General features: G+C 34.8%; 20 protein-coding genes and 2 pseudogenes. 2 read left to right on the forward strand and 20 right to left on the reverse strand.

Annotated elements, in window-relative coordinates; genetic code table 11:
• From OO775_RS11310 to OO775_RS11405, 20 genes and pseudogenes are all read right to left on the reverse strand, one after another.
• A pseudogene (locus OO775_RS11310) lies at positions 1–235 on the reverse strand (AAA family ATPase); the annotation flags it as partial.
• Positions 236–470: 235 nt separating this feature from the next.
• On the reverse strand, positions 471–848 hold the full coding sequence (locus tag OO775_RS11315; protein ID WP_264847267.1) for a hypothetical protein: 378 nt from the start codon (positions 846–848) through the stop codon (positions 471–473).
• Positions 849–884: 36 nt separating this feature from the next.
• Entirely contained in the window at positions 885–1,871 is a 987-nt protein-coding gene (locus OO775_RS11320) for a hypothetical protein (protein ID WP_264847269.1), read from the reverse strand.
• 6 nt (positions 1,872–1,877) lie between these two features.
• On the reverse strand, positions 1,878–4,343 hold the full coding sequence (locus tag OO775_RS11325) for an AAA family ATPase (RefSeq protein WP_264847270.1): 2,466 nt from the start codon (positions 4,341–4,343) through the stop codon (positions 1,878–1,880).
• A 36-nt stretch (positions 4,344–4,379) separates the two neighbouring features.
• Entirely contained in the window at positions 4,380–4,940 is a 561-nt protein-coding gene (locus tag OO775_RS11330) for a hypothetical protein (protein ID WP_264847271.1), read from the reverse strand.
• Between the two features lie 15 nt (positions 4,941–4,955).
• Positions 4,956–5,516, reverse strand: coding sequence for a hypothetical protein (locus OO775_RS11335; protein ID WP_264847272.1), 561 nt, complete (start codon positions 5,514–5,516; stop codon positions 4,956–4,958).
• Positions 5,495–6,574 (reverse strand): polymorphic toxin type 23 domain-containing protein, encoded by a 1,080-nt coding sequence (locus OO775_RS11340; RefSeq protein WP_264847273.1) that lies wholly within the window; start codon positions 6,572–6,574, stop codon positions 5,495–5,497. Before OO775_RS11340 ends, OO775_RS11335 begins: the two co-directional genes overlap by 22 nt.
• Before the next feature lie 25 nt (positions 6,575–6,599).
• A complete protein-coding gene (locus tag OO775_RS11345) occupies positions 6,600–7,667 on the reverse strand; it encodes a PKD domain-containing protein (protein WP_264847275.1) in 1,068 nt (355 codons plus the stop codon).
• 216 nt (positions 7,668–7,883) lie between these two features.
• Positions 7,884–10,280: pseudogene (locus OO775_RS11350) on the reverse strand (helicase-like domain-containing protein); the annotation flags it as partial.
• Between the two features lie 58 nt (positions 10,281–10,338).
• On the reverse strand, positions 10,339–11,025 hold the full coding sequence (locus OO775_RS11355) for a PQLLE family protein (protein ID WP_264847276.1): 687 nt from the start codon (positions 11,023–11,025) through the stop codon (positions 10,339–10,341).
• Positions 11,026–11,318: 293 nt separating this feature from the next.
• Complete coding sequence (locus tag OO775_RS11360; RefSeq protein ID WP_264847277.1) at positions 11,319–11,669, reverse strand: DUF4280 domain-containing protein; 351 nt, start codon at positions 11,667–11,669, stop codon at positions 11,319–11,321.
• 22 nt (positions 11,670–11,691) lie between these two features.
• Entirely contained in the window at positions 11,692–12,414 is a 723-nt protein-coding gene (locus OO775_RS11365; protein ID WP_264847279.1) for a hypothetical protein, read from the reverse strand.
• A gap of 96 nt (positions 12,415–12,510) precedes the next feature.
• Positions 12,511–13,314 carry a hypothetical protein gene (locus OO775_RS11370; protein WP_264847280.1) on the reverse strand — a complete coding sequence of 268 codons (804 nt, stop codon included), beginning with the start codon at positions 13,312–13,314 and terminating at the stop codon, positions 12,511–12,513.
• The gene (locus tag OO775_RS11375) at positions 13,311–15,437 is read right to left on the reverse strand and encodes a phage baseplate assembly protein V (RefSeq protein ID WP_264847282.1); all 2,127 of its coding nucleotides are present in this window, start codon (positions 15,435–15,437) and stop codon (positions 13,311–13,313) included. Before OO775_RS11375 ends, OO775_RS11370 begins: the two co-directional genes overlap by 4 nt.
• A 49-nt stretch (positions 15,438–15,486) precedes the next feature.
• Positions 15,487–16,596 (reverse strand): contractile injection system protein, VgrG/Pvc8 family, encoded by a 1,110-nt coding sequence (locus OO775_RS11380; protein ID WP_264847283.1) that lies wholly within the window; start codon positions 16,594–16,596, stop codon positions 15,487–15,489.
• Between the two features lie 171 nt (positions 16,597–16,767).
• Positions 16,768–18,363, reverse strand: coding sequence for a bifunctional DNA primase/helicase (locus tag OO775_RS11385; RefSeq protein WP_264847284.1), 1,596 nt, complete (start codon positions 18,361–18,363; stop codon positions 16,768–16,770).
• Positions 18,364–18,594, reverse strand: coding sequence for a hypothetical protein (locus OO775_RS11390; RefSeq protein WP_264847294.1), 231 nt, complete (start codon positions 18,592–18,594; stop codon positions 18,364–18,366). It lies immediately after the preceding gene.
• Positions 18,566–18,976 carry a helix-turn-helix domain-containing protein gene (locus OO775_RS11395; RefSeq protein ID WP_264847293.1) on the reverse strand — a complete coding sequence of 137 codons (411 nt, stop codon included), beginning with the start codon at positions 18,974–18,976 and terminating at the stop codon, positions 18,566–18,568. The genes OO775_RS11390 and OO775_RS11395 overlap by 29 nt, the downstream gene beginning before the upstream one ends.
• 342 nt (positions 18,977–19,318) lie before the next feature.
• A complete protein-coding gene (locus tag OO775_RS11400; protein WP_264847286.1) occupies positions 19,319–19,594 on the reverse strand; it encodes an RteC domain-containing protein in 276 nt (91 codons plus the stop codon).
• A 10-nt stretch (positions 19,595–19,604) separates the two neighbouring features.
• The gene (locus OO775_RS11405) at positions 19,605–20,144 is read right to left on the reverse strand and encodes an RteC domain-containing protein (protein ID WP_264847288.1); all 540 of its coding nucleotides are present in this window, start codon (positions 20,142–20,144) and stop codon (positions 19,605–19,607) included.
• A gap of 411 nt (positions 20,145–20,555) precedes the next feature.
• Between OO775_RS11405 and OO775_RS11410 the strand changes: the two genes are divergently transcribed.
• Entirely contained in the window at positions 20,556–21,167 is a 612-nt protein-coding gene (locus OO775_RS11410) for a hypothetical protein (protein WP_264847290.1), read from the forward strand.
• A gap of 6 nt (positions 21,168–21,173) precedes the next feature.
• A complete protein-coding gene (locus OO775_RS11415) occupies positions 21,174–21,599 on the forward strand; it encodes a hypothetical protein (protein ID WP_264847292.1) in 426 nt (141 codons plus the stop codon).
• Positions 21,600–21,647: the final 48 nt, after the last annotated feature.

Consider the following 21,647-nt stretch of genomic DNA (forward strand, 5'->3'; position numbering starts at 1 on the left):
AAGGTACTATCTCGGTAAGACGTCCCAAAAACTCTGGTCGGAAATAACGACTCATTATCTCTAAAAGAGTAGATGAGGAAGGAATATTCCCCTCAGTAAAAGATTTGACAATAAAGTCAGAGCCTATATTGGAGGTAAAGAGGATAATGGCATTAGAAAAATCACCTTCTTTACCCAAACGGTCGTGCAACTTCCCTTCGTCCATTATTTGTAGGAATACATCAAAAATAATGGAGTATTTCTCTCTTAAGGCTTCCTTATCGGATAGGTTTTCACCCTTGTCATCTACCAAGGTATACTGCTCATTGATTTGTTTCTTTTGGGCTAATACTGCTTTGTAGAAAGCATCGGTAGGGTAATGATAAGGAAGTTCAGCAAGATAACGGTTTGCCGAGCAAGATAGTAGTAAAGTACTACTCAATATATATAGCGTTCTTTTTGTCATTTTATATATTATTCTGATTTTTTAATTATTTTTTAGAGAGAGACTCTTTATCAGTTATAATGGGTAAAGGAGGATTGCTATGTATATAAAAAACACCTATATTAATATACTTTTCTGTTTTTACTGTTTTTATTTCTCCATTCTCACCATTAACCCAAATTCCAGAAAGATTATATCCTATTTTAGGGTTATATACCTCTCCCCAATAAAAAATGTAATAATCTCCATATATAATACTCAATTTCAAATGTTTTTCAGTATTATTAATATGAAGTTTACAAATTTCAAAAGCTTGTTTGAGGTTGATATTCAAACTTTTTTCCTTTTTATTAAAATCATCTGTCCCGTATACATATATATCCTCCGCTTTTTCACAAGCAAAGAAAAAACTAAATAATCCCATAAATATATATTTTCTAATATTTAGTAAATTCATTCTTTATAGTTCTTGAAATTCTTTTGAAATTGTAAGTTTTTCTCCTTTATTTTCACCACAAGTATGAACACCTTTAGTGGTTAATAATTCTAATAAGCCTTTGGGAAATTGTGTTGTTGATGTAGTAGAGTTTGAAAATACTTTCGTACATTCTTCAATAGATATTCTTACATTAGTTGTACATTGTTCTCCTAAAAAAGGAATTACACTATATGTGCCTAAATTATTATATTTATCAATCCACCATCTTTCTATTTTATAGTTTTCTCCCTTTGTTATATTTATATCAATAAGACAAACTTTCCCAGTTATACCTGTGTGTATTCTTGATGAGTCATCATTTAAAATGTCTAAAATATCTTTTTTTGTTAGGTCAGGATCATCCCACCAAGGCTCTCCATCTGAATAAAAAGGATCCCCTGGGTTAGGACCATAGTCGTAATAATCTTCTCCTATTATTATTCCAGTATGTCCTGCTAATCCTTTTTGATTTAGTTTACCTTCAGAATTACTATGGGGTAACTCTATTAAAACTGTAATTGTCTTAGAGTTTTTTAAGTCCTTAGAAACTTTTAAAACTTCATCTTCTTTATTTGCTAAATTTTCTTTTATTGAAAGAGACGAATAAGAAACCTCAGCATACAACTCAATGTCATCTCCACCTTCACTCCAATGTTCTACTAATTCTTCCCATTTTTCATTTAGATAAAAATCAACATACGTTTTACCATCTTTGATAGTAGCTTTCTTCACTCCTCCTATTTTTGTATCGTTCAACCAATCGCTATCATAGAATTGGATATCTATTTCCTTCCCATTAAGAATACTATTATTTACAGTTATATGAAATCTGACTGTCTCTCCAAAAAAAGATTTTTTCAGAGGAGCATCGTTTAGATCTGTCCACCAGCCTTTAAAATATACCGAAGCAGAAGAAACCTTTGTGTTTCTCCTCTCTATTTTTTGCCATTTTCCAAATTCAACTGCCATAATTTATTATTTTTTAATCCAAGCGACTTCATTATTTTCCCAGAGTACCTTTATAGTATCTCCTTCTTTAAATTCACCTGCTACAAGTTTCTTAGCCAAAGGACGACGTAATTTGGCACGAATGATACCTTTTAAAGGACGAGCTCCATAGGTGGCATCATAGCCTTGTTCTGCTAAATGCTCTTTTACTTCTTGAGCAATATTGAGTGAGATGTTTATACCTTCTGTTAGGTTTAAAAGCTCTTTTTTCAAATGTATTTCAAAGATTTTTAAAGCATTTTCTTTGCTAATAGGTGCAAAAGGTACTATCTCGGTAAGACGCCCTAAAAACTCTGGTCGGAAATAACGACTCATTATCTCTAAAAGAGTAGATGAGGAAGGAATATTCCCCTCAGTAAAAGATTTGACAATAAAATCAGAGCCTATATTGGAGGTAAAGAGGATAATGGCATTAGAAAAATCACCTTCTTTACCCAAACGATCGTGCAACTTCCCTTCGTCCATTATTTGTAGGAATACATCAAATACAGAGGCGTGGGCTTTTTCTATCTCATCAAAAAGTACGATAGAGTAGGGCTTTTGTCGGATTTTATTCACTAATAAACCACCTTCCTCATAGCCTACATACCCTGGAGGTGCTCCATAGAGTAAGGCTGCTGAGTGCTCTTCTTTGAACTCCGACATATCGAAACGGATAATGGCATTCTCATCTTGGAAAAGGAATTCGGCTAAAGATTTAGCCAATTCTGTTTTCCCTGTTCCTGTAGGACCTAAAAAGAAGAAAGAACCAATAGGCTGTCCTGCTTTGCTCAATCCAGAGCGATTTTCGAGTACAGCCTCACTGATAATAGCAATAGCGTGGTCTTGCCCTACTACCCGCTCGGAAAGAATAGTATCCATATCACTCAAACGCTGTTTTTCCTCTTCTTTGAGTTTGCCTATAGGAATATTCGTTTTTTGAGAGATGAGTACGGCTAAATCCCATTCGGTGATGTGAGAACGTTTTTCTTGAGCTACTTTTTCAGCTTCGGTAATGAGTTTGCGTCCATAGCCCAATAGGTTATCAGCAGTTTCAAAAGTAGTAGTTTGTTCCTCTTCTAAAAGGGTAGAGGCATCTAACAAAAAGGGAATGCGTTGTTTGATATCGTTCAATAACCAAGCAGCGTTCTTTTTGCATTGCTCTTCTGTAAAACCTTGTGTATTGTCCTCCAAATGAATTATTTGTGTAAGCAAAGCATTTTTTTCTTTTAAGAAAGATGCTCCTGCCGTTTTCACAACTGACATTGTATGGTCTATGAGGTCTATCGCTGAGGCAGGCAGACTTTTCTCTTTTAAATACCTTTTAGAAAGGCGTATGGCTTCCCAAATTGCCTCATCGGTTATGGCTATATGATGGTGGTTTTCGTAAGCTGAAAGGGTTTGACGCAACATTCTAAAATGGGTTTCATCATCACTTTCTTGCAATTCTACCTTTTCAAACAAAGGTTCTAAACCTGATTTTTCTATTTTCTTGGTAAATTCATCGATAGTAGAAGTGCCTATAACAGTGAGTCCTTTAGTAAGTTCACTTTTAAGTAGATTTGCCATAGAGGAATCAAAAGAGTTACCTAAAAGTGCGTGTAATTCCTCGATGATAAGTACTGATTTAGGATATTGCTTGAGTTCTTGGGCTATGTTCTTGATACGGTCTTCAATCTCTCCTTTGTAGGAAGCTCCTGCTATGAGGGCTCCCATATCCAATTCAAATACGGCTAAGTTAGACAACACATCGGGGACTTGGTTAGATATAACCTTCTGTACAAAACTATTGATAAGGGTAGTTTTTCCTATACCTGAATCGCCTATGATAAGCACATTTTGTTTGCTAAATCTGCACAGTATTTCGGTAATTTTTTGAGTTTCGGCAACTCTGCCAACAGGTATTTCTTTTGAGGCTTTAGCTTTGAGGACATCTTTTTTATTGACACAATATTTTTGCAAAAAACCTTTAGCCGTGGAAGAAGGAGGAGCAGAAGAGAAAGGTTTTTCGGCAGAGGTAGCAGGAAGAGGGGTAGTTTCTAAAAGTTCAGCACGTGTTACAGGATAGGTTTTCATTTGGTCGAAATTAAAAGCTACTCCCTGAGTACTCAATGCTACAAATACATCCCATAAGGAGATTTCCTCCTCATCTAAAATTTCCCGAATAGCTTCTGCTTCAGTGAAGATAGTGTCTATCGCTTCATCGGGGTCGCAGGAATAAGTGTTGGTAGCTTTTAGAGCTTCCTCAATGCGCACTTCAGCCCATTCTTCTAAATAGAATACATCGACTCCTTTAGATTCCAAGAGCTTTAAGAGTGGTAAATCTCTGTTGAGAACAGCTTTCAATAAATGTCCGCCAGAGTAACGAGCGTTCATATTTTCACGAGCTATTTTCTGTGCTATTTCCAATGCTTTAGTAACCTCTGGGGCATAGCTCAATTTCTTTTCTTCCATTGTTTTATTTTTAATTTCTTCTCTAAATAACTTCTTTTACCAATCAGGTTTACCTATTAAAGTATCTACTTTTTGCTTAACATAAAAAGAATATCCTTTTTTATTATTTATTTTAATCTCTGAAAAAGGTTTCTTGCGAGGTGGGTCAAAATGTATAAACAAAGTATCTCCCCTAACCACACCGCGATAATATTCATACGAGGCGTGAGTGGTGCTATATGCTAAAAACTTTTGTAGTTCGAATTCTGTAGGGCTACGCATTCTGTAATATCCTGCTACACATCTTTTCGGCTTGTTATATTCCAAACTATCTTCTTCTAAAAAACCAGAGGCAACCCTTCCATTACCAAAAAATCGTAAAAAAACAATATCTTTAAATACTTTGGTTTTTGCTATGTAAATTACAGTCGTATCAATTTGGTCTTCTGCTTTTAACCGATAAGGCTCTGGTTTTGCCAATCGAAAGCGGGGCAAAATAGGACGCGGGCGCGTAGTTTCTGTACGATAATAGTTTCTGTTAAAATACAAATTATAATAAATACAACTATTGCAAAGCAAACCCAACAACGTTACTATTAAAATGCTTTTTCTGTCCATATTCCTAATTTTATCCTACCAATCAGGTTTACCTATTAAAGTATCTACTTTTCGCTTAACGTAAAAAGAATATTCTTTATCCTTTCTTAACTCCGTAATAGGCTTATTACGCGGTGGGTCAAAATACATAAATAAAGTATCTCCTTTGACCACGCCTCGACTATAAGAATATTTCGCGTGAGTGGTGCTATATGCTAAGAATTCTTGCATCTCAAACTCCGTAGGATTTCGCATTCGATAATAGCCCGCTACAGTTCTTTCAGGTTTATTATATTCTAAACTATCTCCTTCTAAAAAACCTGACGAAACTCTTCCATTACCAAAAAATCTATAAAAAGAGATTCTATCTTCTTCTAAAATTTTGTATTTCTGTATATAAATTACAGTCGTATCAATTTGGTCTTCTGCCCTTAATCGATAAGGCGCTGGCTTTGCCAATCGAAATCTCGGTAAAATGGGACGTGGGCGAGTGTTCTCTGTACGATAATAATTTCTGTTAAAATACAAATCGTAATAGATACAACTATTACATAATACACCTACTAATACCAATATTAAAATGCTTTTTCTATCCATATACCTATGGGTTTGGGGTTATCATATTTAAACTTAAAATCATTTATTAAATTATGAATACCATTTTGAAACCAACCATTACTCTCTACATCTAAACGAATAGAATTATTATCTTTTAAAAGCCTTAAAAAATTAGACGCTCGATTAAAACTTTTTTGATAATCATCTTGAGAATGATAAGGATTTTCAAATAACAATTTTTCACTTTTTTGTTTAAATTCTTCCTTACCTATTCTTCCTTCTTCTTTTAACTTTATTAAACTATCCATTTGTCTTTCTTGAAACCCTTGTTCATCATATTTTCCTGTAAAGTTTTGATAGCCTGCTTCAATAATGCCCAACCGTGCTACATTAAAACTCAGAATAAGACCGCCTGTCCAACCGTGATCCGTACCACCTCCAAAATATCCTCTTTTGGTGTCATTGTTTGTACTCAAGGCAAAATCTCCAGACCTAAAACCAAAAATACCTTGCCGTTGAACTACACTCAAATCAAATTTCTCATTTATGGCAGAATTCCAAGTAAATGCCTGTCCGTAACTGACCGAATTCTTAAACGTATTGGGCACGGCCATCGCAGTATCATAATTGATACTATACTGGTTCATTGGCGTAGCAATTCCTGTTCCTATGCCTACTGACAAATAAACCGTAGCATCTACCACCATAGGTCGTTTTTCTCTACTAGTAGAAGTACCTAATCCCGAATTATAAATCGAAAAATTAAAAGACTGATTGCTGTAAAAATCTCCTAATTGATACTCCAACCCCGCACGCAATCCAGCTTTAAAACTTACTCTGTAATTTATTTGCACCTGTAAGGTAAGCAAAAACTTGGTTTTTAGTCCGGTAGTAGGCGGACAAGTAGGACATCGACCATTAAACGAAGTGTTGATAAATTGGCGTTGTAGATGTCTTTTTACAGCTACTCCCAAACTATTTTCAATAGAAAATTTGTTTACAAAAGATTTATTCATTTCTCGTTGTAAGCTTTCTGATATAGCGTCTTTGAACTCAAACTCCGAATAAGGAATTTTTAAAAGTGTTGTCTTAGTCATAAATTTTTATGGTTTTTAATTGTTATTATCCTTTTTTCCAAAATATTTTGCCTTTTACTTTGTAGTAGACATAAATATTTTGGACACAAGCATTATCAGTGTCTTTTTGCAAACGTAAGTTTTCTATTTTTATTTTTTTTCCTGCAATTTCTTTGCAAAACTGTACAAAGGGTACGATTTTATCGTCATTGATAACTACAGGGACTTGGTAGTTCTCACAAAGATAGTCTTTGAAATCATCTTTTGTCTTAGCTTGAGAGGCTACCCCATTGAGAAGCAGGATAAATTGCTCATTAGAAATATCAGGGACTTTTTTTGCAGAAAGAGGTGTGTCTTCTTTTTTAGGAGTTTTAGGAGCTACAGGAATATTGGTAAGCATATCTACCAAGGGGTCTTTCTGTGCTTTACCCATAGGCAGCGAAAAATCACTATGAGGTTGTTCATATACATAACTCTCCATATCTATAGGTTCTTTAGCCACTACGTGTTTAGGGGCTACATAGATAGTTTTGGTAGCGATATGATCTAAATCGCCATTGACGATAAGGGTTATCTTCTTTTGCCCTACGCGTTTGAACTTATAAGTTACAGAATCACCCACAGCATCGGTAGAGGAAGTTTCTCCAAAACTCCACTCAAATGAGATGCCTCCTTGTTTTTGTCCTATGAATTTAGTGGTTTCACCTAAAAAGACCACATCAGGAGCTTTGATGGTAGGCAGGTAGCCTACTTGTTGATTGAGAGAGGTAATGGTAAGCACCTTTTGAGAAGTACAAGAGCCATTGATAGTAAGAGTTACCACATATTCTCCAGTCTTTTCATAGGTGTGAAAAGTACGCTGTCTAAAATCGGCAGGAGAACCATCACCAAAATCCCATTTCCACGATTTGGCATTTTTGGTTTTATCACCAAACTCAATTACTTCCTTCACAGCATAGTTATCGGCAAAGACATAGAAATTAGCTTCCTCACAGTCTACGTGACGAGAGCATTGAAAAATGAATAAGAAAATACCAAGACAAAGGAGTACTCCAAAACTCCAATAGATTTTAGGGTCAAATTTAGGAAAAAAACCAGTAGAATTATAATTCATATATCTTCTTGTTAAAAAACAATAGTAGTTCAGAGGCGCAAATTAGTATTTTTTGACGAAACAACCAACAAAATTCAAATATATTTTTGTTTTTAGCTTGTATGAAAATTATAAACACTTATTTATCAGTAGTATATAAAAACAAAGAAAACCAGCAAAACATCAGTTCTGCTGATTTTCAAAATGGAGATATACAGGTTCTTTAAGGAATAAATACTACATTTTAAATCCTCGTGAGTTTCTGTTAAGAGTCTCTCTTACAAACTCTTTTGTGGGAGTTGAAACTTCTTGAGTTTCGCTTTTTTGACTCTCTTGTGATAGCTCTTTATTGAGTTCTTCTGTCTCTTGTACCTCTTGTTTTTCGGCTCCTTCTTGAGCCTCTTGTGGAGTATTGGAGGAGAGTGAAAGTTGTATTTTCCTATCGAGGGCTGAGAGCTCAGTTTTAAGTTCGGAGAGTTGTGTTTCTTTACCCCATACTTTTTCGATGATTTCCTTTAGAAGAGGAATGTCCTTTTGGATAAGGGCAATCTCTTTTTCTTCCTTTTCCATCATTGCAGGGATTTTCTCAATGGCATTGACAAAATTCATCACAGCCAAGTTAGGGTCGCTTGCCAATCGTCCGTTGTTGTAGGTGTACTTGATACCTCCTTCTCCTTGTACAAAAAAGCGGTTTTCTTTTAAGTCAAGTTCGTCTTTTTTGGAGACTTCGGTCTTTACCAATATCTGAAAACCATAGATACTTCCTATTTCTTGATATTCGCCTTTGGTACGGGCGTTTTGGGCATAGTCCTGTAACTTTTGGGCTAACTGCTTTACACTGCTCTTTTCGTCTAAACCCTCCAAACGCAAAACATTGACTACCGAGCCATCTTCTCGGCGTACCGCTTTATCTGAGAAGTTTTGCCAATCCGTCTGAAAACGATACAAGCGATCTTGTAGCGCTTTCAAATCACTACAGAGGTTATCTAAACGGTTTTTAGAGGTGTATTTAGAGCGTAAGAACGTTTGTTTTTCACTCTCTAAAGCTCCAATCTTCTTTTCCAACTTCGCTTTTTCGAGCAAATCGGTATTCCCTGAGAGGATAGCTACATATTCAGAATAGTTCATTCTCGACTTTTCGTCCATAGCTCCCTCATCAATGGTTCGTTTACCTAACTTATTGTTCTTAAGTTGGTCGATAAAGAGCTGTTTGTTAAAGAGTAGATTAAACTTGTATGAGTCCAAAGACTTTTCGACGGCATAGATAATCACATCCACCTTATTATCAGCAAAATATTTGGCCACTTCATTGCCTTTGCGAATGGCACGTCCGTCCCTTTGTTGCAAGTCACTGGGTCGCCAAGGGGTATCTAAGTGATGTACAGCAACGGCTTTTTTCTGTGCATTGACCCCTGTACCAAGCATATCGGTAGATCCAAAGAGCACTCGTATCTTGCCCTCGTTGGTGTCACTGATGAGTTGCTTGCGCATTTTGTCGTTTTTAGCCTCTTGGATAAAACGGATTTCGTGGGCAGGGATGCCATAGTCTTCTACCAATTTCCGTTTGATTTCAGTGTAAGGATTCCACTCGTTGGGCTTGTAAGTACCCAAATCAGAAAAGACAAACTGAGTGCCTTTCTGTGCTTTGTATTTTTGATAATATTCATTGATTTTCATCGCACAATGAGAGGCTTTGTTATCAGGATGATCTTCATACTTATCAGAGATCATTCGCATATCTAAGGACATTTTACGGGCATAATCAGTTGCGATAAGCATTTTGGCTTTTTCCTCGGACTCGGATAGTGGCGCACGCCCCAAGAGGGTTGCATTACCCGTTTTGGCAAACTCCATTAGTTTTTGAATGAATACCTCTTGATCGGGTGTAGGGGGTATATTGTGTAAAATTTCGTTCTTTTCGGGTCTGTCTATTCCAACATCCTTTGCGGTTCTATAATCGGTTATTTCAGCGTAAAACTGCGCTAATTCGGGTACTTTGATAAAGTAGCGGAAGCGTTCTTTCTGCACAATGTTATTAGCCACTGAAAATTCGTAATCGGTGGTCTTACGGGCATAGATCGCTGCCCACGCATCGAAACAGTGAATTTGTTGCTTTTCTAAGGCTTGAGGACGCAGGTACTTAAAGAGCAAATAAAGCTCAGTAAGTGAATTGGAAATAGTTGTGCCCGATAGAAAAGTAGCCCCCATATCCTTACCAGTACGCTCTTGAATAGTTCGCAAGGCAAAAAGCAGATTCAGTGCTTTTTGACTGCCTTGGGAATTGCCCAAGCCTGCCACTCTATCGTGCCTTGTATTGAACATTAAGTTTTTGAACTTATGGCTTTCATCTACTAACAGATGGTCAATGCCCATCATCTTAAAATCTACTGTATCATCGGTGCGCTCATTGATGTCGTGTTCTAAGGTTTTGAGCTTTACTTCTAGGTTTTCTTTACGCTTATACATTCCTTTAATCATCGCACGAGAGACTTCACTGCCTTGTTTTTCCAACTGCCAAAGACTCTCTTCAACATCTTGGAGTTCTTCTTGCAAAATGCTCTGTTGCACTTCGGGGGATTGCGGTATCATCTTAAACTGGTCGTGGGTGAGAATTACATTTTTTAAACTATTAAAAAAAGCTAAGCATTACGCTTAGCTCTTACTAACTTTTTATTAACAAAAATAAAATAATCTATCTTTTTACGATTACTCCTAAAGCTTCAAGGTCTTGGGTGTCTTGCAATTGTATTTTAGCAAGTCCGATAAATTCGCTGTATATAGGAAAGAGTTCATCAAAAGCCTTATCTCGGTTCTCAGTAGCTTTTTGTGCTTCTGAAGTCTCTTTCTTTTGAGCATCTTTGATTGCTGTTATTTCTGTAAGTTTGGTTTGTACCGCCTGCAAATCAGTTTCGGTAACTCCTACAGACTTTATTTTTTCTAAAAACTCAGGAGTAGATAGCAGTTGAGAATAGAAGTTGCTTACTTGTCTGTGCCAAGCTGTATAAGCAATTTTTCTTTCGCCAGAAAACTCTAAGGCTGTAGCTGCTTTTACATTTCCTTTCATAAGAATACGGCAGAAACCAAGATGCTTACTATAAAGTGCACTTATTTCTTTTCGTTTGTTTTCTAATTTGTTAGTTTCATTATACTGTTCTGCATATTCTTTTTTCTGTGTTCTATCCAATTCTTTCAAAGCTTCTACTTTAGTGAGCAAATTATTCAAACGCTCTTCTGTATAACCTATAACAGTAAGCTTAGGTAACAAATTGGGTAGTTTTCCATTAGAAAATGCTAAACGCATTCTCTCGATTTGGTCTTCATAAGAAAGATGATTACTCTCTTTCTTGGTCTGTTCTTGTTTTTTTGCGGGTTCTTCCATAAGAAAAGTGTATTTGATTAGACAATTTAGTTAAAATATTTATTGATTTATATATATTCATAGACTTTTACTCAAACAAAAGTGCTTATAACCCATTTTTTAGCGACAATTATTTATTTTTCACTGACCATTATCCATTTTTTACTGCTAATTACTGATTTTTTATTAACTATTATTCTTTTTGAAATAACGATGATAAAAAAAGGAATGCCTGTGATGGATTCCTTTTGCAATTTTTATGCCGAAAATGGCGAAATGAAATATTTTTATTCACAAATGATTGTTAATAATAACTACTCCACCTCGTGTTGTTCATTATGCCCTTTGTCAGTAACGGATATTTTACCTCCTATGGCACACTGGCAGGTGCTTTTCTCGGTAAGGATTTTTAGATCGTTGATAGTATCTTTCTCAGCTGTTTGCTCCCATTTTGTAGGAGCAGGCATACAAGGCAAGTAACCACCTGTAGTAGGCTTTAGCTTGCACTGACCAAAAGGCATTATATTCACATTGGCTTGTTTGTCGCCCTCAGTAGCAATAGGCTTTTCCTCAATAGTAGCAAAGTCCTGACTTGTTACGGTAAGTTTGCTTTTGGTAGTGCCTTGATTGCAACTGAGTTCTGCAGTATTGGTGATAATATTCATAGTGTGTTATTTTTAAGATTTGTTACCCAAAGAGCCAATCAAAAAAGCCTTTTTTACTTCTCTTAGCTTGGTACTTTTCCCATTGCTCCTGTTCAAAGGCTTTCCACTCTTCTTCAGTATAGGTTTTGCCATTGAAAGTGGTAGTTTTAATTGCTTTATTATCTTTAGATTTTGAAGAAGAAGGATTGTATATATCTTCTATTGATTCCTGAAATTCCTCTTTTGAATGTATCTCTTTTTCTAAAAGAATTTCACCATTGTCAGCACTTATGGTAATATATTTGGCTTTTGTGTTTCTTGTATTGGGAAAAGGAATTCTTATGATATAAATAGCCTTTTCTTCATTATACCTTTCAATTGTTAATTTTAAAGACATATCCATTAAGTCTAAATTCATTTTTTGTTTACAAATTGTTATAAGCTCCTTAATAGATACTTTATAAGGAGCTTCCCAATTTTCTTCTTTAATAAGTTTTCCTATTTCATTATAAGTATAAGTTTTTCCTATAGGCATACCATAGAAAAGAGTTGTCTCTTTTTTTAGTACTTCTGTTTTTATATAGTACTGAAGAACTTGTTCATAAGGATTACTGGTATTAGATATTCTTACTTGTTTGATATCTTCATTTATAATTATTTGAGCCCTTTCATTTCCTTTCTTCAGATAAGTAGTAGTAGGATTACAAGTTAGTATAGAATTATCAGTTTCCCAATCCTTAAACTTTTCTTTATTAAAATATTTCATATTGTTGCTATTTAAATTATTATTTTGTGCTTTACAACTGAAACTTAACAACAATAATATGTATACAAAGAATATTTTCATTTTATATATTTTAAATTATCCAAAAAGCCAATCGAGAAAGCCTTTTTTGTTTCTCTTAGCTTGGTACTTTTCCCATTGCTCTTGTTCAAAAGCTTTCCACTCTTCTTTAGTATAGATTTTGCCATTGAAAGTGGTGGTTTTAGGTTTGTTTTTCTCTTCTTTTCTACCTTCTAATTGATATATGTTGTTCATATTATCATTAAATTCCTTTTCTGAAAATAATGTTTTATCAAAAAGAATTTCACCATTATCAGCACTAATAGTTATATACCTAATTTCTTTTCCTCTCGTATTAGGCTTAATAATACTAATAATATAAATAGGAATAGTTCTGTTGGATCTATCTACATTTAAAAGTAGGTTCATATTTAGTAAATCAATATTAAATTTTTGATTTACTAGTTTAATGATATCCTTTACACTTAATTTGTAAGGTTCATCATAATTTACTTCTTTAATTAACTTACCAATTTTGCTCCAATTTTTCCAAACACCTATTTGGCAATTATAGAAAAAATAAGATTGCAATATTAAACATTTGGTATTTACATCATACTTATACTTGTTTTTATAAGGATCTACAATGCTACTAAATTCTACTTGAATAAAATTATCAGTTTCGATAATTCTAACTCTTTCATTACCTTTTTTTAGAAATCTATCCCAATCGTACATTTGAACATATAGATTGTCTTTCTCCCAGTCTTTATAAAACTTTTCATTAAAATATTTCATATCTTTTTCTTTTAGAATATTAGTTATTTGTCCTTTAGTTGATAAACTTAAGAATATTAATATTATTGAAAGTATTTTTTTCATTTTTCATTAACTTTAGAATTAATAATATTCCATTGCCAACGCCAAGATGTATAAGCAAAGGAATTATAAGCCATTATATTGGTTGTAAGTCTATAATTATAGATATACTTTTTCTTATCATAAAGTATTATAGGTTCAAGAATATTTCCATATTCATCTATTTCTCTATGAATATGAAATACTCCAAACCCATGATATGATTCGTGATTTAAAGTAACCGCATCTCTATTTTTAAATAGGCATACATTTTTTCTAAAATTCGTTAAAAACCATCTGTTATTTTGCCTAATATAATCTGCATCAGTTTGTCCGTATGCTTTATCACTATGTACATCTGCTAATAGAGAGAATATCATAAAATAATTAGAAGCATATTTTAAGTTTTTGAAATTACCTTTTCTATCTTTATCTTCTAAAAATAATTTTTGAAGAACCCTGTTGAAAGTGTTTGTAATTTTATCTCTTTCATAGGTTGCCCATCTTTCATTTAACCTATTTGTCCCTCCTAAAATAAATTTTCCTTCTTTTAAAACGCCATCAATTATTTTTACTTGAAAATCACTTTTATTAGACAGGTCTAATTTATTAGGAGAAACTTCTACAATAGGAATGATTAAAGCTTGATAAAATGAATTATAAAAGTTATTTTTCTCAGGGATTGTAAAAGATCCCATTCGGTAATCACTTCCAGTAACATCTGTAGCAACAGGGATTAGAACAAACTTTTCTTCTTGCCTTACTTCATGATTATTTTGTAAAACAATAATTTTTCCTGCTAATTTTCGCTTTAAAAGAGACTCTAATTCATTGAAGGTAGCTTGTTCTTCAACAGCTTGGATTTCACTACCTAAAATTAATTCAGGTTCTGTGTTTATTTTAGGATAAGCGTAAATCTTAATCTCTTTGTCTCTATCTAAATCTTTTAAGCAAGTAATTTTGATAGTTTCCCCTTTGGTTAAAGAAGTTCTTGTTTTATGGGATAGAATATCTTTATCTAATTTAAAAAACTCTTTTTCATAGTCAAATTCTAATTTCTCAATATCTTCTTCTATCTCTATTAGAAGTTGTATTTCTGCTTCATATTGAGGTAATACAGCAGGACGATTAGGAGAAGCTACTAATTTATCTACAAACTCCTTTGAAAACAAAGAAAGATAAGGAACAAAATACTCTATATTTGTATTAGCTGTATTTTTCCTCCTTATACAATTATGATAATATTGAGTTTTAAGCGTTTCATAAGCTGTACTTATTACGACACCTCTTGGATCATATCCTGTTAAATCTACCACACCATTTCCATATCCTCCATCAATGATAGTTTCATAGACAGAGTCATTAGGTAAAAGATTACCATCATCAACCCTTAACCAATCAAAACCGAACTCTCCTTTCCAAGAGTCTAACGGTCTAAAATGTACCACCGCTAAGCCTATTTCCTCGTCTGGTGAAGAAGAAACATTATCAGCATTTTGGTTGTATTTATTACCTTCTTTTCCTTTGAGTTCAGCGGTACCTAAGCTGTTTACAATGGCTTGCTTTTTAGAATCTACTATGGATTTTTCGGTGCCTTGTAGTTTGGCTTCTTTAGCTTCTATATCAATAGTGTTAGGGCTATTTATCAGGGCACTATTGCTTAAGAGTTGCATAAAGCCTGTGATTTTCTGTTTGAACCAAGCACTAAACACATATATCTTGCTCAAGGCATTGAGGATATAATCATTGGTGGTGATATGGGTGCTCTCGGTGGCATTCATCACAATACGTTGGGCGTTGAACTCCAAAGTAGCTCCGTTAAAGCTAATCTTCTGTCTGCCATCCATATAAATGCTGTTGCCACTGGGGTCTTCTATAAATACACTTCCTTCGCCATCGTTTAGCACAATCTTAGTGCCTGAACGGGTATGTATTACTTTCTTGTCATTGCCTTGGGTATGATAACGGCTCATTTCCTCTCCGTTGTAATGAGCACCCACTACATAAGGACGTTCAGCATTTTGATCTTCAAAATCTACCCATACTTCCTCGCCTATTTCGGGGATAAAGTAAAAGCCTTTGCCACCTCCTGCGTGGGGTTGTACCACACGTATCCAAGGGGTTTTGGTTTGGTGCTTTCTTGCCAAATAAACTGTACACGCACGCGTCCCCAACCTTCAGGGTCGTTGTTGTCAATCACTCGGGCGGGTTGTTGTTCAGCTTTGGGGGGGCTTGTTCATCGTAGTAGTAGGCTACAAATACATCGGGAATGGCTATAAATTCGTTGTAATATTCGTAGCCTTCTTGGTAGTGCTTGATTTCTATCACTCGGAAAGTCTCCATAGGGAGGTCATAAATACTTCTGAGTTTGGCAAAAACGCCTACACGCATTTGAGGGTTTCGGCTTTTGCCTTTGACCACCATCATTTGCTCTCGCTTTTCTTTTTCTAACTTTACAGCACGATTTAAATACCCACTGGCGTATTCAGTAGGAATATTAGAAACCAATTTTTCAGGGACTTTGGTATATATCTTATTCGCTCCTTTGATAGCATCCCATATTACAGGATTGATTTTGTCTTGGGTGATAATATCTTTAGCTTCTTTTTGGTCGGTATTATTGTAATGGGTATCATAGCCCACATAGCGGAAGTTTTGAGGTTGTAATTCTACTTCAAAGGAAACATCAATGAGTTCTGCACCGTGAGTAAGAAGTATTGTTTCTTGGGCTTTGTTGCCAAAGATGAGTTGCAAACCGTTGTAATAGAAAAACTCACCATAACGTTTGGCAAGGCGTTGGATAAACTGATAGTCGGATTCGTTGTATTGTACGGTATAAGGGATGCGAGAAGAATTATTAAGCCCCCCTTCTATATGTACTTTGGCAAAGTTAGGATATTCCTCTGTAGCGTTTTTAATAATTTCGGTAAGGTCTTTTTCTATATAAGTCTGGCAGTCTTTTCCATTTTCTAAGAGGATAGAGGGGGACTTGCCACTAATGCGAAGTTCACCATAACCCCCTCCTTCTTCTTTGTAGTTTTCTATTTTAGTGATAACTCCTTTATAGGTTTGCACCACTTTTCCGTATTGGTGGAACTTAATCACAATGCTTTCACCCAAAAGGTCACCCGACTTTTCCATTACGGGTCTTTTGATGGAGTCGATAGCATTTTCCCTCACTACTATGGTAAATTCGTCGTGGTCGTTAGTACGTTGAGTGAGGTAGGTTTCGAAATGGGCATTTCCTAAGAAGTCTTTGCCATCAATCATCAAAGTGACCATTACTACAGGATTGTTTTTATCCACTAAGTAATCTTGATAGCTTTTGACAGAGGCAAAGTGAGCAAATGTTTCAGGATCATTTGTTCAACCGTATTCATTAGTGTATTTATCCATAACATTTGGTATTTATTGTGGACAAAATTACTAATTTTTTTTAAATAAACAAATGTTTTGATGATTTTTTTATCTATTTTTCTATTTTAAGTTCATTTTTTTAGGGATAAAAGAAAGCACTCCCAGTTCATTGTTCCATCTAAAAAGTATTTGTGGAGTATCGCTAAGGCTACCATTGCGGATTTTCATCGGTTTGACCGCTGAGATAGGACTGTTCTTCTCCCTTTCGATAGAAAGCACTGCTGTTGCTTTGCGTTGTAGTTCAGAGCCTAAATGACCACGGAGTTTAAGCCCACTGGGGGTGAGGTGTAACACGCATACAATACAGGTTTTGTAGTTACCTGCCAAAAGGTAAAGCTCTTCTATGAGTTCCACACTTTCTTGCTCGTTATTCACAGCTCCAATAAGGTCGGCTATGCCATCGATGACCACCAAATGCACTCCTGCACATTGGTAGTAAAAACTCTCCAAGCCCTCACGAATGACCTTTAATCGCTCTCTACGAGGGAGTTGGGTGAGGCAAAAGGCGTGTAGCAAATCAGGAAGAGAGGTTAGTTTAGCTCTTTTAAGCAGTTTGCTGATGTTTTGATAGAGCTGGTCTTGAGACTGTTCTGTATCGAAAAATAGCACCACTTTATCTTTGGGACAAGGCAGTAGTGTTGTGCCCAATGTGTCAATAGGTAGGTTCTTACTGTTAAGACAACCTGCAATGAGGGCACTTACATAATGACTTTTGCCTGTGCCTTCGCCTCCTGTAATACCCAATAAACTACTCTGTATTCCTACAGGGGTTTTGCCAATGGAGATGATGGTCTCTTGCTTTTGGGGAGGTTTATCCCATTGAATTTCGCAGTTTTTAAGTAGGGATAGGCTTTCCTCATAGTGTTTGCTAAGGGTCTGATAAAAGAGTTGCAATAGGTCTCTACCCGTTTTACCTTGCGCAAAATAATCGGATATATCTTTATCCTTTTTAGTACCTGAAAGAAGTAAAACTAAACGAAATACTTCTAAAGGTACTAACTGAGTTTGTTGCTCTAAAGAGGTTCTTTTGCCTGTTTCGTCGCTGTCGAACAAAAGGACTAAATGTCGGAATAGCATTTTTAGCTTTTGGAGTTTTTGTAAAGGAATGTGTGCTGTTTCACTATTGAAACAGATAGCCGAAAAGCATCTACTGGCTAAGCTCATTACATCTTTTTCTCCTGCGGTGATAAAAAGAATGTCGGCTTGTAGTGGTAGCTGAGACTCACCAAAGCAATAGTTTTCGGGATTACCTCCATAGAGAAAGCGCAGTTTAGAAAAGGGACGATAGACCTTTAAATGCTTTTTAAAAAGGTAAGCAAACATCCACTCATTATAAGTGGAGGCAATAGTGTAAGGTTTGCCGTCTTTATTGGTGCTTGAATAGCTTTGCAGAGAGATTACATTGTACCTATTTAGGATGTCTTGAGTGATACCATATTTCTGCCAATAGGCTAATTCTTCTTGGGTAAAAGGTTTTTGGGTGAATTGGTAAGAGATAGATTTTTTGGTTTCTACTTGAGTGCTTTCTATGGTTATAGTGGGAGGTGTTTGAGGTTTTTGTGTAATTATAGAGGTGGATTGCTCTAAACCCAGATGTAAATCTCGATTGATAATCTTTAGGATTTCAATAAAGTCAGAGGCATTTCGGCAGTCCAATTAATAGAGGTAACCTACCAAGAAAAAACAGTCACCCCTGAAAGTATCATTGCCAAAATCTTTCATTTTATAAATGCCTTGTTTGTCCTTATAGATATTGCAGGAAGCATTTTTATCGTCATAGAAAGGGTTTTTAAAGTTTTTACCTACTCGCCAGTTGCCTTGTAGATAGTGCTGGAAGACCTGTAGTCCTCCTTCGGTTCTACTTAAAATATCTTGCTTTTTCAACATAACCTTTGGCTTTTTGAGTGAGGGATTGCAGGTAGCTTTCAGTGTTTTCTACCGATTGACTGATAAGGAGTTTGCGAATGCTTCCCAAGGTATAGAAATACTGTCCATAGATTTTGGAGTAGGTGATTTCATTGCGTTTGCGCATTCGCCATAGGGTTTTCTCACTTAGGTGGAGATATTGACAGATTTCTTTTTGGTTGAGCCAAAAACTATCCCACTCAATAGGCTCTTGCTTGAGTTGGTTTTCAATGCTTTTGAGTTGCTCCATAAGGGCTTTCCAAGCAGATTCTTCAATGGTGATTAAATTCATTGCGTATAGGGTTAAATTCTCGGCGGCAAAGTTCTGACAAATACAAAACATAAACTGCCAAGTACTACCCATTGAAATGTGCATTTTAACGCAGTTGAAGTGATTTTTATTTATTTTATTGGTTATAAGTGTATTACAAGGTAATTGTAACGTATTTTTTGGAGTATAAACTACTTTTATAGGAAGAAATGTCTAAAAAATGCCAATGGGTTATAATGGGCTTTTTTGAAAAATGGAGATAAAAGTGTGTTTAGGGAGTTTTTATAGAAGAGTTAAATTGAAAATAATAAATATAATTAAAAATAATGAATATAATATTTGAATAAATCCTTCTCCCTAAAAAAGGGAAACTGTCTATTTCCCTAAAAAACTGATTAAACAATGTTTAAACGTTTTTATCTGAAGTTAGCAAAACTACTTTTGATCGGAGTTGTTTATATGATCTAGTAAAGCCGCTTTTAAAGCATCGAGGAAAGGTGTAAGGTTCTTTGAGCGTCCTTTCATACGATGAAAAGTGTGATACAGATCTCCCAATTCTACCTTGAAGAGCTTTTCAAATACCGCAGTTAGCTTCTTGATAGAAATTTTTCCTGATGAAATACGATTGGTAGCATACAAACCATAGATTAGCTCTATGAGCTCGGTCTTTTGCCCTGTCCATTCTAAGAGATTTAGAATTTCTAAAGGCATATCTTCTTCTTCACGAGTACGAAAAAAAAAGATAATCAGAGAGTTCCTTGGCAGCCCCTATCTTAGCAACTTCAAAGCTACGACAAGTAGAAAAGGCTCCATCAAAAGAAAACAAATACCCCTCATTGCTTTGAGGAAGGTAGTCGTAATTGCGAGTAAAATACTCTACATCGCCATTAGTTCTTCCTAAAGCAATGTAACTGAAGAAATCGGTTGCTTCTAAAGTCTCTGACTCTTTAAACCATTGGGCTTCTTTGTGTTTTAGAAACTTTTTAGCAGCCTCAGTAGAGAGCAAAGTTGCTTTACTTTCTATCTGGTAGATCTCATTGTAGAAAATGAGTCTGCTAACCATTTGAGGTTGTACCTCGCGGAAGAAATGTATCTCTTCTGCTTGGTCAGTAAAACCTCGTTGCTGTACCTCTCCCTTAGCCTCCTTTAAGAGGTCTTTTAGGAACTGTACCATTTCTAAAGATTCTTTAACCACGGCGGATCTATCCAGCGTGATTTGGCGTTCTCTTACAGCCAACTGATTCAAAATTTGTTGATACATAAAATCAAATATTTAAATGATTTATTGCGCTATATTACAAAAAAACAATGATATACACAAACTTTAAAAAATCTTCATTTTTTAAACAACTGGTTTGCAGGAGATTTACAATTAGCTCCACGCAAACGTGCGCTGCTGCATAGGCTTCTGTAGAAGCCTATGCAGCAGCGCACGTTTGCGGGTGCAAAGGTAAAATTTTTTGTTTATATTGTCAAGATGTTGTACCTTTGCACCCAGAAGTTACTGAGAAAATAGGTATAATCAAATGAAATAAGAACCATTACTAAATCGTTACCTACTCTTATTGTAATTCCTATATCTTCTTTATTTTGAATAGATTATAAAAGTAGTTTCAATTTTGTAAAAAAAACAAACAGAACTAGAGAGTTAAATCTATAAAACAAAATTGTTATGCCTCTGATTAAAAAGACTGATAGAATGGATATTTACTTAGAAGAATATAGGCAGATTATACTTATTCGCCAAAAGTGGAAGTATAATTGGTTTAACGAAAGAAACACCACAAGTTGGACTTTATCTGAAAAAAGAGACTTTCATAATAAAGTTGATAGTATTATTTGGAAAACTTGGGGTGGTCAGTATAAAATAAAAGCTATAGGTAATTCAGTCTTTGCTCAAAAATACAAAAATAAAGTTTTCACAATTAACTTTGATATTCAATGGGTAATACAAAATCCTCATTGGAATGTAAATGTAAGAAAAATTACAAAAAATACGTATTATAGAAGTAATGTAAGATGGAATAGTAGAGAAATCAATTTAGACACCGAAGACACAAAGATAAGAAAAGAAATTAAACAGATACCTGTAGGACACGAGTTTGGACATACAATAGGGTATTTATATGATGAATACCATCAAGATTTTACTCTTAATAGAGGATTTAAGTTTGATCAAAAAAGTATAATGAATATAGGTATGGAGTTAAGAGATAGGCATTTAGAGTATATGATATCTGAATTAAATACGATCTATTCTAATACAAGATTTCAACTAATATAATATATTATGAAGTTTTTATATATTTTTATTGTGATGCATTTATTGCCAACTCAATGTAAAAATGTAGAGTCACAAAATTTACAACATTTTAATATAACAGAACCAAATGTTGAAAACGATTCTTTATTACAGAATTTTGAGAAACTATCGTATGATAAAAATATTGAGAAACATTACAAAAAGTTAGGATATTTACTTGTGAAAGAAACTACTTTCCTTATGGGAGATTATTCTGATGGGTTAATTTCTGAATTTAGAATTGAATTACTCAATATTTTTTCTGAAAAAGGAATACAAGAAAAAGATATTCTTATAAAAGAAGTTACTTGGCAAATTGATAAAAATAATAATTTAACAATTTGGTACAAAAGAGAAAATAAGAAATGGAAACCTTTAAAAAATTTCATTTATAATAAGGATACGAACTTTTAACTAACAATTTAAAAATAAAAAAAACAATGTCATTCAAAGTTAAATTAG

Origin of the sequence: Capnocytophaga catalasegens, assembly GCF_026005215.1 — a bacterium.
GTDB classification, from domain to species: Bacteria; Bacteroidota; Bacteroidia; order Flavobacteriales; family Flavobacteriaceae; genus Capnocytophaga; species Capnocytophaga catalasegens.

Excerpts from the sequence above, each read along its gene's own strand:
- OO775_RS11340 (WP_264847273.1), bottom strand. The coding sequence starts at position 6,574 with ATGACTAAGACAACACTTTTAAAAATTCCTTATTCGGAGTTTGAGTTC.
- OO775_RS11400 (WP_264847286.1), bottom strand. The coding sequence starts at position 19,594 with ATGCCTTTAGAAATTCTAAATCTCTTAGAATGGACAGGGCAAAAGACC.
- OO775_RS11395 (WP_264847293.1), bottom strand. The coding sequence starts at position 18,976 with ATGGGTAGTACTTGGCAGTTTATGTTTTGTATTTGTCAGAACTTTGCC.
- OO775_RS11370 (WP_264847280.1), bottom strand. The coding sequence starts at position 13,314 with ATGAAAAAAATACTTTCAATAATATTAATATTCTTAAGTTTATCAACT.
- OO775_RS11390 (WP_264847294.1), bottom strand. The coding sequence starts at position 18,594 with ATGTTGAAAAAGCAAGATATTTTAAGTAGAACCGAAGGAGGACTACAG.
- OO775_RS11415 (WP_264847292.1), top strand. The coding sequence starts at position 21,174 with ATGAAGTTTTTATATATTTTTATTGTGATGCATTTATTGCCAACTCAA.
- OO775_RS11320 (WP_264847269.1), bottom strand. The coding sequence starts at position 1,871 with ATGGCAGTTGAATTTGGAAAATGGCAAAAAATAGAGAGGAGAAACACA.
- OO775_RS11360 (WP_264847277.1), bottom strand. The coding sequence starts at position 11,669 with ATGAATATTATCACCAATACTGCAGAACTCAGTTGCAATCAAGGCACT.
- OO775_RS11365 (WP_264847279.1), bottom strand. The coding sequence starts at position 12,414 with ATGAAATATTTTAATAAAGAAAAGTTTAAGGATTGGGAAACTGATAAT.
- OO775_RS11405 (WP_264847288.1), bottom strand. The coding sequence starts at position 20,144 with ATGTATCAACAAATTTTGAATCAGTTGGCTGTAAGAGAACGCCAAATC.
- OO775_RS11345 (WP_264847275.1), bottom strand. The coding sequence starts at position 7,667 with ATGAATTATAATTCTACTGGTTTTTTTCCTAAATTTGACCCTAAAATC.
- OO775_RS11325 (WP_264847270.1), bottom strand. The coding sequence starts at position 4,343 with ATGGAAGAAAAGAAATTGAGCTATGCCCCAGAGGTTACTAAAGCATTG.
- OO775_RS11335 (WP_264847272.1), bottom strand. The coding sequence starts at position 5,516 with ATGGATAGAAAAAGCATTTTAATATTGGTATTAGTAGGTGTATTATGT.
- OO775_RS11315 (WP_264847267.1), bottom strand. The coding sequence starts at position 848 with ATGGGATTATTTAGTTTTTTCTTTGCTTGTGAAAAAGCGGAGGATATA.
- OO775_RS11355 (WP_264847276.1), bottom strand. The coding sequence starts at position 11,025 with ATGGAAGAACCCGCAAAAAAACAAGAACAGACCAAGAAAGAGAGTAAT.
- OO775_RS11330 (WP_264847271.1), bottom strand. The coding sequence starts at position 4,940 with ATGGACAGAAAAAGCATTTTAATAGTAACGTTGTTGGGTTTGCTTTGC.
- OO775_RS11410 (WP_264847290.1), top strand. The coding sequence starts at position 20,556 with ATGCCTCTGATTAAAAAGACTGATAGAATGGATATTTACTTAGAAGAA.